We start from the raw sequence: 15363 nt of genomic DNA, 5'->3' as shown, positions 1-15363 counted from the left end.
TGACCCTCGTCACTCTCCCGCTCCGTTCGGCGTTGCTGTCCCTATATCACCCGATCAAGGCGCAGAAATCGAGCCTTTTCTTCGGGAGACTCACAATTAAGGACGAGGTTGCCCTCCCGGCGCCCGGGGCGCCGAACGAGGTGGCCGGGTCAGGCGATGACGCCGGAGCGCAACGAGGTCGCCACCATCTCCGCGCGGTCACCGGTGCCGAGCTTGCGGGCGATCCGGGCCAGGTGGCTCTTCACGGTCAGCGCCGACAGGCCCAGGGCCACGCCGATGTCCTTGTTCGACTTGCCCTCCGCGACCAGCTGCAGCACCTGGATCTCGCGGGCCGAGAGCGAGTCGACGCCCTCCCCGCGATCGGCCGACGGACGCGGTGTCCCCGTGCCCGCGGCGGAGACCACGTAGCAACGGATGCCGGCCCCTACGGCGGCCCGCACGCTGTACGGGTCGTCGCTGGTCGCGACCACCATGCCGCGCTGCCAGCCGGCCTGACGCAGTTCCCGCACCAGCGCGATGCCCGAGCCGTCGGGCAGGCCGGCCTCGGCCACCACCAGGTCGGCGATACCGGCGGCGGCCCGCTGACGGGCCTCCGCGACGGTGTTGATCTCGAGCACGTGACGGGCGCCCATGGCCCGCAACGTGTGCGCCACGGTCTCGCGCACGGCGGGACTGTTGACCACGACCATCGCGGCGAACCGGCCCGGCCGCGGCACCGCCACTCCAGTTCGCTCCACGAGTGTGGTCACCTCAGCCTCCCAGGGTTGGCCCGGCCAGGCTGGACCTCAGCTGCCGGAGTGATTGCTCCCCAAGAGGGTCGGCACCGCCCGGTGTCGACTTGAGAACGGCGGGATCCGCCGGTGGGCACGGTCCAGAGCCCGGACGGCTAGTTCTCGCCACGGTTGAGGTCTCCCTTGTCCGTGATCATGCAGAACCTCCCCAGCGTTCTAGAACTCTGGCGGCAAGAGTTCTAGAACGCCGGGGAGGTTCTGCATGATCACGGAGGAGGTGAGGGGGCGCCCGCGGCGGGGGCGGGCCGGGGCCGCCGAGGTCTGGCGGGTCTGGCGGGTCTGGCGGGGTTGGCGGGGTTTGGCTAGGCCTTGCGCTTGCGGGGGAGGGTCGTCACGCCGGGGGCCAGGGGTGGGAGGCCGCCCACGGTGCAGAGCAGCTCCGACCAGGCGGTGAGATGCACCACGGCGTCGTCGACCGGGGTCCAGGAGGCCCGCAGCTCGATGTCGACCGTGGGGGTCTGCCCGGCCAGGGCGCCGAACGACTCCGACACCACGCGGGTGATCGTGCCGCCGGAGGCCCGGTGCTGTGCCCCGGCGGCGGACAGCGACTCCTGCAGCCAGGCCCAGCCGACCTGGCCCATCAGCGGGTCGGTGGCCAGGTCGCTCTCCAGCGCCGCGCGGATGAAGCTGACGACGCGGTAGGGGCCCTCCCAGGGTTCCGGCGACGACGGGTCGTGCAGCAGGACGAACCGTCCGGTGGCCAGGTCCTCGTCGTCCTCGGAGACCACGTCCGCCGAGAGCGCCAGGGCGAAGGGCGCGATCCGCTGGGGGGCGGGGACCTCTTCCAGAACTACTTCCGGGCGCAGCTTGGCGGCGCGCAGCCGCGAGACCACGTCAAGGAAATCCTCGGGGGTTTCGTCGGACATCCTCATGGCAGCCACGCTCGCAGCGTACGGTGACGGATCGCCACTATCGGGGACGACGCGCCCAATCCCGGGGCCGGCCCCACCCTTTTCGCGCACACCGTGTGACGACGAACGCCTCGCCGGGCGCCGGGGGTGTGCGCTGCGGTGCCCGCCCGTCGGCACGGACCAGGGGGAAAGACCTGAGAGAATCGGCCGGTGCCCACCGAGTCCCCCGCCCTCTCCGTCGCCGCCCGTGATCCCCGTCTGAACGATGCACCGCTGCTGTCCGCGGCGCGTCGCCGGCAGCCCCCGGTCACGCCGGTGTGGTTCATGCGGCAGGCCGGGCGCTCCCTTCCGGAGTACCTGAAGGTGCGCGAGGGCATCCCGATGCTCGAGAGCTGCCGGCGGCCGGAACTGGTCACCGAGATCACCCTCCAGCCGGTGCGGCGGTACGGGGTCGACGCGGCGATCTTCTTCTCCGACATCGTGGTGCCGCTGAAGGCCGTCGGCGTCGGGCTCGACATCAAGCCGGGCGTCGGCCCGGTCATCGAGCAGCCGTTCCGTACCCGCGCCGACCTCGAGCGCATCCCGCAGCTGCACCCGGGCATGATCGACGACATCGCCGAGTCGGTGCGGCTGCTCACCGCCGAGCTCGGCGCCACGCCCCTGATCGGGTTCGCCGGGGCGCCGTTCACCCTGGCCTCCTACCTGGTCGAGGGCGGCCCGAGCCGCGACCTGGCCAGGACCAAGGCCCTGATGTACTCCGACCCCCAGCTGTGGGCCGACCTGCTGGCCCGGCTCGCGCAGATCTCCGGCGAGTTCCTGCGGGTGCAGGTCGCGGCCGGGGTCAGCGCCGTGCAGCTGTTCGACTCCTGGGTGGGGGCCCTGCCGCTGGCCGACTACCTCGCCTTCGTGCAGCCGGCGTCGGCGAGCGTGCTGTCCGCCGTGCGCGAGCTCGATCCCGGCGTTCCCCGTATCCACTTCGGCGTGCAGACCGGCGAGCTGCTCGGCGCGATCGGCGAGGCCGGGGCCGACGTGGTCGGGGTGGACTTCCGGGTGCCGCTCGACGAGGCCGTGACGCGCATCGGCCCGGACCGCGCCGTGCAGGGGAACCTCGACCCGGCGCTGCTGTTCGCCCCGCGGGAGGTGCTGCGCGGGCGGGTGCACGCGATCCTGGAGGCCGGCCGCGCCGCGCCCGGGCACATCTTCAACCTGGGGCACGGCGTGATGCCCGGTACCGACCCGGACGCGGTGAAGTTCGTCGTCGACACCGTGCACGCCTGGAAGCCCGCGCAAGAGTAGAAATCCCCCATGTACTACCTCGTGTAGTACCCGCCCTCGATGCGCTCCGGGACACCTCGTACCGTCAGGCGTAGTGATCCCCCCGGAAGGGCCGTTCGACCCTGGCCCGGTGTACCCGGTGACCGGGGAGGATCGAGGCATGAGGAAGGGACTGGACACCATGGAGCAGACAACCGCGGTGCGGCGGTTAGTCGTGGTCGGTGGAGGTATCTCGGGGCTGGTCGCGGCCTATCGGCTGGCGACCCAGGCGGGTCCGGCGGATCCCGGGCCGCAGCCGGAGGGCCGCACCGAGATCGTGGTGCTGGAGTCGTCGCCCACGGTCGGCGGGAAGCTCGCGGTCGCCGAGGTGGGCGGGGTGACCGTGGACGTCGGCGCCGAGTCGATGCTCGCGCGCCGTCCCGAGGGCGTCGGCCTGCTGGCCGAGCTCGGGCTCGACGACGAGGTGGTGCATCCGCGCGCCGCGTCGGCCTCGGTGCTCTCCCGCGGAAACCTCTACCCCCTTCCCCCCGGCACGGTGATGGGTGTCCCCGTCGACCGCACCCGCCTGTCCGGGCTGGCCGGGATCCTCGACGAGGAGGAGGTGGCCCGCGTCGGGCACGAGAGCCGGCGGGAGGTCCTGCGGGTCACCGAGGACATCGACGTGGCGTCCTGGGTGACCTGGCGGATGGGCCGGGCCGTGGTCGACCGTCTGGTCGAGCCGCTGCTGGGTGGCGTCTACGCCGGGAACGCCGACCGGTTGTCCCTGCGCGCCACGGTTCCGCAACTGTGGCAGCGGGCCCGGGCGGGTCGTCCTCTGCTGGACGCCTACACCCAGCCCGAGGTGACCGGCCCCGGTGGCCCCGTGTTCGCCGGACTGCGCGGGGGCGTCGGGCAGCTGCCGCTGGTGCTGGCCCGCGGAATTGAGGACGCGGGCGGCGAGGTGCGCACGGGGGTCACCGTGCGCGGGCTGACGCGTACCGGGCAGGGCTGGCGCCTGGAGACCGGCCCGGCCGGCTCCCCGGACTTCCTCGACGCCGACGGCGTCATCCTGGCGGTCCCGCCGGCCGCGGCCGCCCGGCTGCTGGCGGCCGAGGTGCCCGCCGCGGCGGAGGGTCTGGGCGCGGTGGAGACGGCCAGCGTGGCCGTGGTCGCCGCCGCCGTGCCCCGCGAGCAGCTGGAGGGCGTCACCGGCACCGGCCTGCTGATCCCGCCGATCGAGAACCGGCTGATCAAGGCCGCCACCTTCTCCTCGAACAAGTGGCGCTGGGTCAGTGACGAGAACCGCTCCGAGCACCTGATCGTGCGGCTGTCGCTGGGCCGTGCCCGCGAGGAGACGGTGCTGCAGCGCGACGACACCGAGCTCTCCGACCTGGCCGTGGCCGAACTGAGCGACGTGCTGCGCCGGGAGGTGCGGCCGGCCGACACGAAGGTGGTGCGCTGGGGCGGCGCGCTGCCGCAGTACGAGGTGGGGCACCTGGACCGGGTGCATCGGATCCGCGAGGCTGTGGCCGGCGTACGGGGTCTGGCGGTGTGCGGCGCGGTGTTCGACGGCGTGGGCATCCCGGCCTGCATCGCCGCCGCCGACCGGGCCGTGCACGACCTGGGCACCACCGTGCGGATCGATCTGCGCACCCTGGCCAGCGGGCCACGGGTCTGACACGAGAGAATTGAAGAATGAGCCAGACTGAAAGTGCACCGCACACCGCACCCGACGCGGACAAGATCAACGACACCATCCGCTACACGATGTGGTCGGTCTTCGCCGCGAACCGGCTGCCGGACGAGGCCGAGGACCGCACCCTCCTGATCGAGGAGGCCGAGGCCTTCTTCGCCGGCCTGGAGGCCAAGGGCGTGCAGGTGCGCGGCATCTACGACCTCTCGGGCATGCGCGCCGACGCCGACATCATGGTGTGGTGGCACTCGGACGACATCACCGCGCTCCAGGCCGCCTACAAGGGCCTGCTGCGCACCGAGCTGGGCTCGTACCTGGAGGGTGTCTGGTCGAACGCCGGCCTGCACCGCCCGGCCGAGTTCAACCGCGGCCACGTGCCCGCGTTCATGTCGGGCGAGGACCCCAGGCCCTTCATCTGCGTGTACCCGTTCGTGCGCAGCTACGAGTGGTACATCCTGCCCGAGCAGGAGCGCCGCGACATGCTGATCGAGCACGGCAAGGCCGCCCGCGGCTACGCCGACGTGCGCGCGAACACGGTGGCCTCGTTCGCCCTGGGCGACTACGAGTGGCTGCTCGCCTTCGAGGCCGACGAGCTGCACCGCATCGTCGACCTCATGCGTGACCTGCGGGCCACCGACGCCCGCAAGCACGTGCGCGAGGAGATCCCGTTCTTCACCGGCCTGCGGATGAGCCTCGGCGACCTGGTCAACGCTCTGCCGTAACGGCTTTCGGCTGCGATTCGGCTGCCGCGGGCCGGTGCATCGGGATGTGCGGGATGCCGTCCTCGAGGTACTCCGGCCCGGCGGCGGCGAACCCGAACCGCGCGTACCAGCCGACCAGGTGGGCCTGGGCGTCGAGCACCACGGGGCCCGTCGCCCGGTCGAGGGCCGCGGCCATCAGGCGCCCGGCCAGCGACCGGCCCCGGGCATCGGTCCGGGTGCAGACCCGGCCGATGCGCAGGGTGTCCTGCGGGTCCCGGAGCACCCGCAGGTACGCCGTCGGCCCGGTCTCGTCGTCCAGCCACAGATGCTCCGTGCCCGGCTCGACGTCACGGCCGTCGAGCTCGGGGTACGGGCATTCCTGCTCCACCACGAACACGTCGACCCGCAGCTTGATCAGGGCGTAGGCCGTAAGCGGGTCGATACCGGTCCATCGGGAGCGGTGCAGGGCGGGATGCGGTGCTGCGGTATCTGGTTCGGTCACGCCCGGATGGTGCCACCCGGGCGCCCCTTCGGCGTAATTCGGCCGTCCGTCAGCCCTGGGCCGGCTCGCGGCGGATGCTGATCGAGTTGATGCAGTACCGCTTGTCGGTCGGGGTGTCGAAGCCCTCACCCTCGAACACGTGACCCAGGTGCGAGCCACAGTTCAGGCAGCGCACCTCGGTGCGCACGGAGCCCAGGGAACGGTCTTCGATGTACTCCACCTTGCCCTCGGCCGCGGGGGCGAAGAACGACGGCCAGCCGCAGTTGCTGTCGAACTTCTCGGTGCTGCGGAACAGTTCCACGCCGCAGGCGCGACAGGTGTAGACGCCCTCGCTGTGGTCGTCCCAGTACTCGCCGGTGAAGGCGCGCTCGGTGCCGGCCTCACGGAGCACCTGGTACTCCTGCGCCGTGAGCTTCTCGCGCCACTGGTCGTTCGTGAGCTGCAGCGGGTAGATCTTCTGGGTGCTGTTGGTTGCCATGACCGCCTCAACAAGGTTGTCCGCCGGGTAGTTCCCCAGCCTAGGGGCAGGCCTTCTCAAGTTTCGGGGTCACCCGTTCGGACGTACCGTGACAGCGAGTACAGAGCGCTCGTCCCAGTGCGCATGCTTCGGGGAGATGACACCCATGACCAGCGACACGAATTCCCGCCTGCCGATCCCCCCTAACGACCGGCCGACCAGAGATTCACTCCAGCAGCCGGTCAAGGGGGCGCCCATCGAGGAGTCGTGGCACGAGCAGGAAGCCCCGTCGGCCGTGGCCGACCCGGGCGGAACCGCCCAGGCCCAGCCCGCCCCGACGGCCCGCACCGCCCCGCCGCGCGGCTACGACGCGCCCACCCGCACGGCTCCGGCCTACGCGGACCCGGACTACGTGGAGCCCGGGTACGAGGCCGGTTACGCCTCCGACGCCCCGTCGCCGGGCGCACCCGTGACCCGTACCGCCAGCGTCTCCTCGCCGGGCCGGATGGGTTTCGGCGTCGCGGTTCTCGTGCTCGGTGTGCTGCTCGGCATCTCCGCCCAGCAGGCCGACGACGCCGGCATGATGCTGCGTGTCCCGGCGCTGCTCGCGGCGCTGATCATGGTGGCGCAGGGCATTCAGCTGATCCTGCGCGGGCTGCCGCGGGAGACCGAGGTCGAGGTGGTCGAGGTGATGGACGACTCCGACCCCGGGCACGCCCACACCTCGGTGCGCCCCCGCCCCTGGGCCGGGATGGCTGCCCTGCGCACCGATCCCGGTTCGCTGGGCCTGCCTGCCCTGGTGATCGTCCTGGCCGTCTGGCTGGGCCTGGCCGACCTGCGGGTCACCGACGCCTCGTCGTCGTTCAGCAGCCTGTCGATGCTGTCGGCGTTCGTGCTGTTCGCGCTCGGCTGGACGATGATCCCGCCGCGTCAGCGGTAACTCGCCCGTCCTGTGAAAAGGCCCGCCGTCCCGGTCCGGGAGGCGGGCCTTTCACGCAGTGGATCAGCCGAGGAAGCTGCTTCCGGCGTAGACGTGGAGCACGGGTACGCCGAGGGCCTCCCGGGCGCGGGAGGCCCAGTCGGTGTGGAACGTGTCTTCCACCGCGTGCGGGCGGGTCACGACCATCACCTCGCGCACGGTCTCACCGGCCCCGACCTTCTTCTGCAGCACGGCCACCGGGTCACCCTCGACGACCTCGCCGGTGGCGGGGGTGCCGGCGGCGACGAACGCGGTCAGCGACTGGGCCAGCGCCGCGGCGGCCCCGGTGCGGGTGGGCTCGTCGTCGCGGCGCACGGCCTCCAGGGCCTCGCGCAGCTGGAACAGGCTCAGGTGGTCGAGCACGTCGGCGAGCAGGTTGCGCTCGACGTCGGCCGGGACCAGCAGGTGGTAGGCGAGCTGCTCGTCCGCGTGCACCGAGGTCAGGCGGAGCGCGTCCTCCTCGCTCAGTGCCTCTTCGGTCAGAACCAGGATCGACGATGTCTCGGTCACGGTCCCAGCCTAATGGTCGCGCGCCATCGCTGATCACGGGGAGGTTCCGCATGATCACCGGCCAGAGCCTGTCCGTGATCATGCAAAACCTCCCCGTCACCGGACGGTGCGGGGGTGCCCGGCATCGCTGTGTGGGCGGGAGGTCGGCAGTATGGGTGTCATGAGCGTTGCGGAGACGGCTGGAGTTGCTCGATGAGCCCGCTCGGAGGGCAGCCGGTGCCGGACGGCGTGCGCCGGCTCGCGCTGGCCGCGGCGGTCGCGGGTGCCTCGTCCGCGGTCGCGGCGGGGGTCGCGGCGGCCACGGCGGCCACCGTGTTCGCCCGCCGGGTGGTCACCCCCGACGCCAACCGGCCGGACAACGTCGAGGTCGTCGCGGTGACGGACACGGCGGTGAAGTTCCGGGCCGACGACGAGACCACGATGCCGGGCCGGTACGGGGTCTGGCAGGACGGGGGGAAGACCCACGTGCGCGTGGGGGAGGTGACCCGCCGTGATCCCACGGCCGGCACCGTCACGCGTCCTCTGATCGGGGTGGACGCGGGACGGCTGCGTCCGGGGCGGGCCCGCCTGAACCACTACTACTACGCCGGTGACCCGTTCACCGCGCTCGGTCTGCCGTTCGCCGACGTGACCGTCGAGGGCGACTCGCTGCTGCACGGCTGGGTGGTGCCGGGGGCGCAGCTGAACACCTCGGTGTCCGCGACGGTGGGTACGACGGCCGTGGTGGACCGCGCGGCCGTCACCGAGGGGCGCAAGGCCGACCTGGCGTCGCTACCGCCGACCGGGAGCACCTGGGCGATCCTCGTGCACGGCCGCGGAGCCACCCGGGAGGAGTGCCTGCGGGCGCTGCCGGTGCTGCACCGGCTGGGCGTGACCTCGCTGGTCGCGGGCTACCGCTCGACCGCCGGGCTGCCGCTGACCGCGCCGCTGCAGACCGCGCGCTACCACCTGGGCGACACCGAGTGGCGCGACGTGGAGGCCGCGATCGTCTACGCCGCCGAGCACGGGGCACAGGAGATCGTGCTGGCCGGCTGGTCGATGGGTGGCGCGATCGTCATGCAGACGGTGGCCCGCTCGTGGACCGCCGACCGGATCAAGGGGATCGTGCTGGACGCGCCGGTGATGGACTGGCGCGACACGCTCGCCCACCAGGCCCGGATGAACAAGCTCCCGCCGGTGGTGGGCCGGCTCGGGCAGAGCGTGCTGTCGCACCGCTCGGTGTGGCGTCTGGCGGGCACCGAGGCACCCGTCGACCTGGACCGGCTGGACTGGGTCACGCGGGCGGCCGAGGTGCGGCACCCGATCCTGCTGATCCACAGCAAGGACGACGAGTACGTGCCCGCGGGTCCCTCGCAGAAGTTCGCCCAGGCCCGTCCCGACCTGGCCACCTACCTGTCGATCGACGGGGCGCGGCACTGCAAGGAGTGGAACGTCGACCAGACCGCCTGGGAGGCGGCCGTGGCCCGGTTCCTGCTGCGGTTGTGAGCCCAGGAACCACATGGAGGACGCGTACCCGCACCGGTGCGGGTACGCGTCCGCCATCAGTTGTTGGGAATGTGCTGGACCAGCCAGCGCCCCAGCAGGACGTCCTCGGCGGCGATCAGGTGGGCGGGGCGCGCCCGGACCAGGGCCGGCGGGCCGATCGCGATGCGCGGGCCGTCACCGGCCACCATCAGCGGCGCCCAGGTGAGGCAGAGCTCGTCGACCTGGCCCTGGGCCAGGGCCTGCCCGAGCAGCGACGGGCCGCCCTCCAGCAGGATGCGCCGGAAACCGCGCCCGGCGAGCACCCGCACCGCGTCGTCCAGGTCCACGTCGTCGTCACCGGCCACGATCACCTGGTCGCGCCCGGCCAGATCACGCAGCCGGGCCAGGTCGGCCTGGGCGGTGGTGATCACGAAGGTGGGGGAGGAGCCCTCGAACAGGCCGTTCCCGCCCGGCATCCGGCCGCTGCGGGTCACCACGGCCAGCGCGGGCGCGGGCCGCTGACCCCGTGCCCGGCGGCGGTCGGCGAAGGCCGCGTCGGTCTGCGGGGCGCCGTACCCCTCGGCGCGCACGGTGCCGGCGCCGACCAGGACCACGTCGGAAAGACCTCGCAGCACCTTGAAGGTCGCCCGGTCGACCGCTCCGCCGAGCGAACCGGACACGCCGTCCGGGCCGCTGGCCGAGCCGTCCAGCGTGCTGACCATGTTGGCTCGCACCCAGCCGCGCGAGGACACCGGCTCGGGATAGGCGTACAGGTCGGCCAGGGCCTGCACCGTGGGTTCCGGATCGGTGGTGAGGTTGCCGACCTCGGCCCGCCCCGGCAGCAGGAGCTGCAGCACGGTCACGCGGCCGTGCCCTCCCTCACCTGGCGCTTGATGCGCGCCAGCATCCCGGCCATCCCGCGCAGGCGCAGCGGGCTGACGGCCTCCGACAGACCCAGACGATGGGGGACGTCGTCGGGCACGTCGAGGATCTCCTGCCCGGTCAGTCCTTCCAGGCCGGAGGCGAGGATGCTCGCGAACCCGCGGGTGGTGGGGGCCTCGGGCGGGGCGTCGAAGTAGACGTGCGCCGGCTCGTCCAGGGTGGCGCCGGTCTCGACCTTCACGAACACCGGCGACTGGCACTCGCTGACGGCTTCCATCGCGTCGTGGTCACCGGCGTACTTCGCGGGCAGGAGGGGCAGTTCCCGGCTGAACTCCAGGAGCAGCTCGAGACGGTCCTTCTGGGTGAGCGCGTGGAAGTCGTCCACGATCTCGGTGAAGGCGGGGGGCAGGGCAGGGCCCTCTTCCGTGCTCGATGTGTCTGCCACGAGGCGATCCTGTCATGTCGGGCGACGCTCCGGGACACCCCGGGCTTCCGGGTGCCGCCAGGCGTCTGGGAATCTGTCGGGCATGAACATCGCCCGGAAGGGGCCCGGTACCGGAGCCCGGTCCCCTCGCGCCCGACTGCAGTCGTCCGCCCCACGTCAGAGCCTGAATGGAACCTGGCGGTTCCGGTGGTCCCGAGGGCTCGCCGTGGCTCCTGCGGACGCCTGGAACCAGCCGGAGCAGCCGGACTCCGGGGTGCCGGGCGACGACTGGACCGACATCACGGTCCCCGCCCACTGGGTCTTCGAGGGGCACGGCCGGCCCGCCTACACGAACACCCGGTTCCCGTTCGCCATCGACCCGCCCAACCCGCCGGACGAGAACCCGATCGGCGACTACCGCCTGGTCTTCGACGCCTCGCCGCAGTTCCGGTCCGGCGCCGTGCTGCGCTTCGACGGCATCGAGTCCGCGGCCGAGGTCTGGCTGAACGGTGAGCTGCTGGGTGAGACCCGGGGCAGCCGCCTGACCCACGAGTTCGACGTGACCGGCAAGCTGAACGCCACGGGCAACCTGCTGGCCGTGCGGGTGGCCCAGTTCTCCGACGCCAGCTACCTGGAAGACCAGGACATGTGGTGGCTGCCGGGCATCTTCCGCGACGTCGACCTGGTGGCCACGCCCGCCGACGGCATCTGGGACGCCTTCGCGGTCACCGACTACGAGGCGGCCGACGGCACCGGCACGATCGACCTGTTCATCGATGTCGCCGGGGCGGCCGGTGCCGACGTGCGCCTGAGCATCCCCGAGCTGGACATCGACCTGGACGCCTCGTCCGGTGGCGTGATCGGCGTCGGCGAGGTCGAGCCCTGGTCGGCCGAGAACCCGCGCCTGTACACCGCCACGCTCACGGCGCCGGGCGAGACCGTCACCCTGCAGCTGGGTTTCCGCCGCATCGAGGTGAAGGACTCGGTGCTGCTCGTCAACGGCACGCCGATCCAGTTCCACGGCGTCAACCGGCACGAGCACGACCCGGAGCGCGGCCGGGTGATGTCGCCGGAGCTGATGAAGCGGGACCTGCTGCTGATGAAGCAGCACAACGTCAACGCCGTGCGCACCTCGCACTACCCGCCGCACCCGGACTTCCTGACGCTGACCGACGAGCTCGGCCTCTACGTGATCCTCGAGTGCGACCTGGAGACGCACGGTTTCGAGGAGATCGGGTGGAAGCAGAACCCGAGCGCCGACCCGGGCTGGCGCTCGGCCTACGTCGACCGCATGCAGCGCACCGTGCACCGCGACAAGAACCACGCGAGCATCGTGATGTGGTCGCTGGGCAACGAGGCCGGCACCGGCACCGACCTCGAGGCGATGGCCGCCTGGACGCGCGGTTTCGACCCGTCCCGGCTCATCCACTACGAAGGTGACTGGAGCAGCACCTACGTCGACGTCTACTCGCGGATGTACGCCTCTCATCGGGAGGTGCGGCAGATCGGTGAGGAGGTGCTCGTCCCGGCTCCCTTCGACGCCACCGCGGCGCAGGTGCACCGGCGCTCGCTGCCGTTCATCCAGTGCGAGTACGCGCACGCGATGGGCAACGGCCCCGGCGGCCTCCAGGAGTACGAGGAGCTCTTCGACGCCTACCCACGCCTGGCCGGCGGGTTCATCTGGGAGTGGATCGAGCACGGCCTGGCCGTGACCGGCCCGGACGGGCGCCGCGGCTACGCCTACGGCGGCGACTTCGGCGAGGACGTGCACGACAGCAACTTCGTCATCGACGGCCTGGTCAGTGCCGACCGCGAGGTGCGGCCGGGTCTGGTCGCCCTGGCCCACTGGTACTCGCCGGTGCGCATCGAGGTGCTCGACGCGTCCGTGCGCATCACCAACCGCTACGCCTTCGCCGACCTGAGCGGGCTGCGGTTCGTCTGGTCGGCCGACGCGCAGTCCGGTGACCTGAAGGTCGGTGACGTGCCCGCCGGCCAGAGCGCCGAGGTACCGCTGCCCGACCTCGACCTGCCCGAGATCCTCACGGTGGAGGCCCTTCTGGCCTCCGACACGGCCTGGGCACAGGCCGGTCACCCGGTCGGCCGGGGCCAGCGGCTGTGGCTGAACCCGGCCGAGGCCCCCGCCGATCTGCACGCCCCCGCCCCGGAGGCGTTCGACCCGGTGACGCTGCGCCTGCGCTCGCTGGGCGGCCTGACCCTGGACGGCCCGCAGGTGGGTGTCTGGCGGGCCCCGACCGACAACGACCGTTACCCCGGCTGGGACGAGCGCGACCTGCCGCCCTACGCCGAGCGCTGGCACGCGGCCGGGCTCGACCGCGCCCGCACCCGCGTGGTGTCGTCGTCGTGGGACGAGGACGCGCTGCGGGTCGCCACCCGCACCACCCCGGCCGGCCGGGACTTCTCGGTCGACGCCGACCTGGTCTGGCGCCGGGTCTCCGCGACGGCCCTGACCCTCGACGTCACACTCACCCCGTTCGGCGCCTGGCCGGTCGAATGGGCGCGTCTGGGACTGGACTTCGTGCTCGAGGGCGCTCCGGTGGGTCTGGACTGGCAGGGTCAGGGCCCCGGCCCGTCGTATCCCGACCTGGCAGCGGGCACCTTCTGGGGCTCGCACTCGGTAGAGGCCGACGGCCTGTACACGCCGCACGTGAAGCCGCAGGAGAGCGGGGCCCGGGCCGGTGTGCGCGAGGCCCTGATCCGTACCTCGGGCGGTGCGCTGAAGGTCACGGTGCTCTCGGCCGAGGGTGTGGCCGTGACGGTCTCCCCGTGGAGCCGCGACACGCTGGCCGCGACCGCGCACCACCACGAGCTGGAGGCCGACGGGCGCACACACCTGTCACTCGACGTGTTCCAGTCCGGCGTCGGCACGGCCACCTGCGGGCCGGGCGTGCTGCCGCGCTACCGGCTCACCCCGCGGCCGGGCCGGGTGACGCTGCTGCTGGCGGCCGGAGAGTAGTCGCTCCCGAACGCAACGGACGCGTCGGTGGACCGGGCAACCGGTCCACCGACGCGTCCGTGATCCGGCCGGTGCTACTTCATGCCCGACGTCGCCAGCCCGTCGATGACCCGGCGCTGCAGCACGATGAAGAGGATCAGCACCGGGGCGGTGGCGAGCAGGCTGGCCGCGAGCACGATCGGGTAGTTCACCGTGCGGTCGTTGATCAGGGTGGCCAGGCCCGCCGACAGCGGCATGTCGTCGCTGTTGGTGGTGACCACCAGGGGCCAGAGCAGCTCGTTCCACGACCACAGGGTCGAGGTGATCGCGAGAACGCTGATACTGGGCCGGATCAGCGGCAGCATCACGTGCCAGAACACCTGGAACGGGTTCGCACCGTCGAGGCGGGCGGCCTCTTCCAGCTCGGACGGCAGGGCCAGGAACGCGGTGCGCATCAGGAACGTGCCGAAGGCGCTGAACAGGCCCGGCAGCAGCAGGCCGGTCATGGTGCCGAGCAGGCCCAGGTCTTTGATGATCTGGTACTGCGGCAGCAGGTAGACCTGCGAGGGCACCATCAGGATCGACAACACGGCGCCGAGCACCAGGTTCTTGCCGCGGAAATGCATGCGTGCGAACGCGTAACCGGCCAGCGTGCAGAACGCGATCTGGCCCAGCACCCGGATCACGGTGATGACGACCGAGGTGCGCAGCTGGTCGAGGAACGGCAGCTGGCGGAACACCTCGGCGTAGTTGCCCCACTGGATCTTCGCCGGCCACAGGTGCGGCGTCACCGACTGCACCTCGGCGTTCGTCGACAGGCTCATCAGGATCTGCCAGACGAACGGGAACATCATCACCACGGCGCCGATCGAGAGCACCAGGTGGATCCAGACGTTGTTGCGGCGGGGGCCGGCCGGCCGGCGCCGCTTCGGGGTCCGGGCCGGGGTGGTGGTCAGCTCAGTCAAGGTGCACCCACTTCTTCTGCAGCCGGAACTGCACCACGGTGGCCAGGGCCACCAGGACGAGTACGACCATGGCGATCGCGGCGGCCATGCCCTTCTCGTTGGTGACGAAACCGGCCTGGTAGAACAGGTAGACGATGGACATGCTGTCGAACACCGTGGGGTTCATGTTCGTGGTGCCGAGCACGGCGTAGAGCAGGTCGAACATCTGGAAACCCTGGATCACGCTGACGATCGACAGGAAGGCGATGCTCGGCGTCAGGAGCGGCACGGTGATCGAGCGGAACTGCCGCAGGCGCGAGGCCCCGTCCAGCTCGGCGGCCTCGTACAGGTCGGGCGGGATCTGCTTCAGGCCGGCACCCAGCACGATCACCGAGAACCCGATGAGCGACCAGAGGCCGACGATCGAGACCGCCACGATGGCCGCGCCCGGGGTGCTGATCCAGTACGGGCCGTCGATGCCGAACCAGCCCAGAACGTAGTTCAGCACGCCGAAGTCACCGTTGAAGATGATCCGCCAGACCATCGCCACGGCCGTCGGCATCGCCACGTAGGGCAGGAAGTACAGCACCCGGTAGACCGCGGCGCCGCGCAGGCCGGGGGTGTTGAGCAGGCTGGCCACGACCACCGCGATCGGCACGTTGAACAGCGTGATCACGGTGTAGATCAGGGTGTTGCCGATGGACTTGTACAGGTCGCCGTTCTGGAACAGCGTCTTGTAGTTGTCCAGCCCGGTGAAGGTGGTGCCGCCGAACACGCCGAACTCGGTCAGGGAGAACCAGGCGGTCTGGACGATCGGCCAGAGGAAGAACACCGCGACGCCACCCACGAGTGGTGCCACGAAGAGCCAGGGCCAGAAGCCGTCGCGGCGCAGGCCGCGTTTCCTGACCGTGGTGGCGGGGGCGGCACCACGCGGGGGTGACGTCACGGAACTCATACC

Annotated in this window: 15 protein-coding genes; 6 read left to right on the top strand and 9 right to left on the bottom strand. The window is 71.6% G+C overall.

Annotation, left to right across the window (positions count from 1 at the left end; all coding sequences use genetic code 11):
- Nucleotides 1-149: 149 nt before the first annotated feature.
- Together LR393_RS36620 and LR393_RS23695 are read right to left on the bottom strand one after the other, a co-directional pair.
- On the bottom strand, nucleotides 150-749 hold the full coding sequence (locus tag LR393_RS36620; protein ID WP_231486363.1) for a response regulator transcription factor: 600 nt from the start codon (nucleotides 747-749) through the stop codon (nucleotides 150-152).
- 344 nt (nucleotides 750-1093) lie between these two features.
- Nucleotides 1094-1663: a DUF3000 domain-containing protein gene (locus tag LR393_RS23695; RefSeq protein ID WP_231486826.1), complete on the bottom strand. Its 570-nt coding sequence runs from the start codon at nucleotides 1661-1663 to the stop codon at nucleotides 1094-1096.
- Nucleotides 1664-1852: 189 nt separating this feature from the next.
- Here LR393_RS23695 and hemE point away from each other — a divergent pair, with 189 nt between their 5' ends.
- The 3 genes from hemE to hemQ all read left to right on the top strand — a co-directional run bounded on the left by hemE (nucleotide 1853) and on the right by hemQ (nucleotide 5311).
- Nucleotides 1853-2938, top strand: coding sequence for a uroporphyrinogen decarboxylase (gene hemE / locus LR393_RS23690; protein ID WP_231486362.1), 1086 nt, complete (start codon nucleotides 1853-1855; stop codon nucleotides 2936-2938).
- 139 nt (nucleotides 2939-3077) lie between these two features.
- Nucleotides 3078-4574 (top strand): protoporphyrinogen oxidase, encoded by a 1497-nt coding sequence (gene hemG / locus LR393_RS23685; RefSeq protein ID WP_231486361.1) that lies wholly within the window; start codon nucleotides 3078-3080, stop codon nucleotides 4572-4574.
- A gap of 17 nt (nucleotides 4575-4591) precedes the next feature.
- The gene (hemQ, locus tag LR393_RS23680; protein ID WP_231486360.1) at nucleotides 4592-5311 is read left to right on the top strand and encodes a hydrogen peroxide-dependent heme synthase; all 720 of its coding nucleotides are present in this window, start codon (nucleotides 4592-4594) and stop codon (nucleotides 5309-5311) included.
- On the opposite strand, the gene LR393_RS23675 is transcribed toward hemQ, so the two are convergent.
- The gene (locus LR393_RS23675; RefSeq protein WP_231486359.1) at nucleotides 5295-5792 is read right to left on the bottom strand and encodes a GNAT family N-acetyltransferase; all 498 of its coding nucleotides are present in this window, start codon (nucleotides 5790-5792) and stop codon (nucleotides 5295-5297) included. The genes hemQ and LR393_RS23675 overlap by 17 nt on opposite strands.
- 49 nt (nucleotides 5793-5841) lie before the next feature.
- Nucleotides 5842-6270, bottom strand: coding sequence for a peptide-methionine (R)-S-oxide reductase MsrB (msrB, locus tag LR393_RS23670; RefSeq protein ID WP_231486358.1), 429 nt, complete (start codon nucleotides 6268-6270; stop codon nucleotides 5842-5844).
- A gap of 145 nt (nucleotides 6271-6415) precedes the next feature.
- Between msrB and LR393_RS23665 the strand changes: the two genes are divergently transcribed.
- On the top strand, nucleotides 6416-7189 hold the full coding sequence (locus LR393_RS23665) for a hypothetical protein (RefSeq protein WP_231486357.1): 774 nt from the start codon (nucleotides 6416-6418) through the stop codon (nucleotides 7187-7189).
- A gap of 63 nt (nucleotides 7190-7252) precedes the next feature.
- On the opposite strand, the gene LR393_RS23660 is transcribed toward LR393_RS23665, so the two are convergent.
- Nucleotides 7253-7738 carry a hypothetical protein gene (locus LR393_RS23660; RefSeq protein ID WP_231486356.1) on the bottom strand — a complete coding sequence of 162 codons (486 nt, stop codon included), beginning with the start codon at nucleotides 7736-7738 and terminating at the stop codon, nucleotides 7253-7255.
- Nucleotides 7739-7930: 192 nt separating this feature from the next.
- Between LR393_RS23660 and LR393_RS23655 the strand changes: the two genes are divergently transcribed.
- A complete protein-coding gene (locus LR393_RS23655; protein WP_231486355.1) occupies nucleotides 7931-9223 on the top strand; it encodes an alpha/beta hydrolase in 1293 nt (430 codons plus the stop codon).
- Nucleotides 9224-9279: 56 nt separating this feature from the next.
- On the opposite strand, the gene LR393_RS23650 is transcribed toward LR393_RS23655, so the two are convergent.
- Nucleotides 9280-10065, bottom strand: coding sequence for a dihydrofolate reductase family protein (locus tag LR393_RS23650; RefSeq protein WP_231486354.1), 786 nt, complete (start codon nucleotides 10063-10065; stop codon nucleotides 9280-9282).
- Nucleotides 10062-10529: a SufE family protein gene (locus LR393_RS23645; protein WP_231486353.1), complete on the bottom strand. Its 468-nt coding sequence runs from the start codon at nucleotides 10527-10529 to the stop codon at nucleotides 10062-10064. The genes LR393_RS23650 and LR393_RS23645 overlap by 4 nt, the downstream gene beginning before the upstream one ends.
- Nucleotides 10530-10611: 82 nt before the next feature.
- Between LR393_RS23645 and LR393_RS23640 the strand changes: the two genes are divergently transcribed.
- Nucleotides 10612-13482, top strand: coding sequence for a glycoside hydrolase family 2 TIM barrel-domain containing protein (locus tag LR393_RS23640; protein WP_269327780.1), 2871 nt, complete (start codon nucleotides 10612-10614; stop codon nucleotides 13480-13482).
- A 74-nt stretch (nucleotides 13483-13556) separates the two neighbouring features.
- On the opposite strand, the gene LR393_RS23635 is transcribed toward LR393_RS23640, so the two are convergent.
- Nucleotides 13557-14426, bottom strand: coding sequence for a carbohydrate ABC transporter permease (locus LR393_RS23635; RefSeq protein ID WP_231486351.1), 870 nt, complete (start codon nucleotides 14424-14426; stop codon nucleotides 13557-13559).
- Entirely contained in the window at nucleotides 14419-15360 is a 942-nt protein-coding gene (locus LR393_RS23630; protein ID WP_231486350.1) for a carbohydrate ABC transporter permease, read from the bottom strand. Before LR393_RS23630 ends, LR393_RS23635 begins: the two co-directional genes overlap by 8 nt.
- Nucleotides 15361-15363 lie beyond the last annotated feature (3 nt).

The sequence above is a fragment of the Kineosporia mesophila genome (assembly GCF_021129235.1).
GTDB lineage: Bacteria > Actinomycetota > Actinomycetes > Actinomycetales > Kineosporiaceae > Kineosporia > Kineosporia mesophila.
The sequence above is the reverse complement of the archived record's forward strand: the minus strand, read 5'-3'. Positions and strand labels throughout refer to the sequence as shown.

What these genes read in the sequence shown, in the direction of transcription:
- LR393_RS23695 (WP_231486826.1), bottom strand. Translation starts at nt 1,663, where the DNA reads ATGAGGATGTCCGACGAAACCCCCGAGGATTTCCTTGACGTGGTCTCG.
- hemG (WP_231486361.1), top strand. Translation starts at nt 3,078, where the DNA reads ATGAGGAAGGGACTGGACACCATGGAGCAGACAACCGCGGTGCGGCGG.
- hemQ (WP_231486360.1), top strand. Translation starts at nt 4,592, where the DNA reads ATGAGCCAGACTGAAAGTGCACCGCACACCGCACCCGACGCGGACAAG.
- msrB (WP_231486358.1), bottom strand. Translation starts at nt 6,270, where the DNA reads ATGGCAACCAACAGCACCCAGAAGATCTACCCGCTGCAGCTCACGAAC.
- LR393_RS23665 (WP_231486357.1), top strand. Translation starts at nt 6,416, where the DNA reads ATGACCAGCGACACGAATTCCCGCCTGCCGATCCCCCCTAACGACCGG.
- LR393_RS23655 (WP_231486355.1), top strand. Translation starts at nt 7,931, where the DNA reads ATGAGCCCGCTCGGAGGGCAGCCGGTGCCGGACGGCGTGCGCCGGCTC.
- LR393_RS23640 (WP_269327780.1), top strand. Translation starts at nt 10,612, where the DNA reads ATGAACATCGCCCGGAAGGGGCCCGGTACCGGAGCCCGGTCCCCTCGC.
- LR393_RS23630 (WP_231486350.1), bottom strand. Translation starts at nt 15,360, where the DNA reads ATGAGTTCCGTGACGTCACCCCCGCGTGGTGCCGCCCCCGCCACCACG.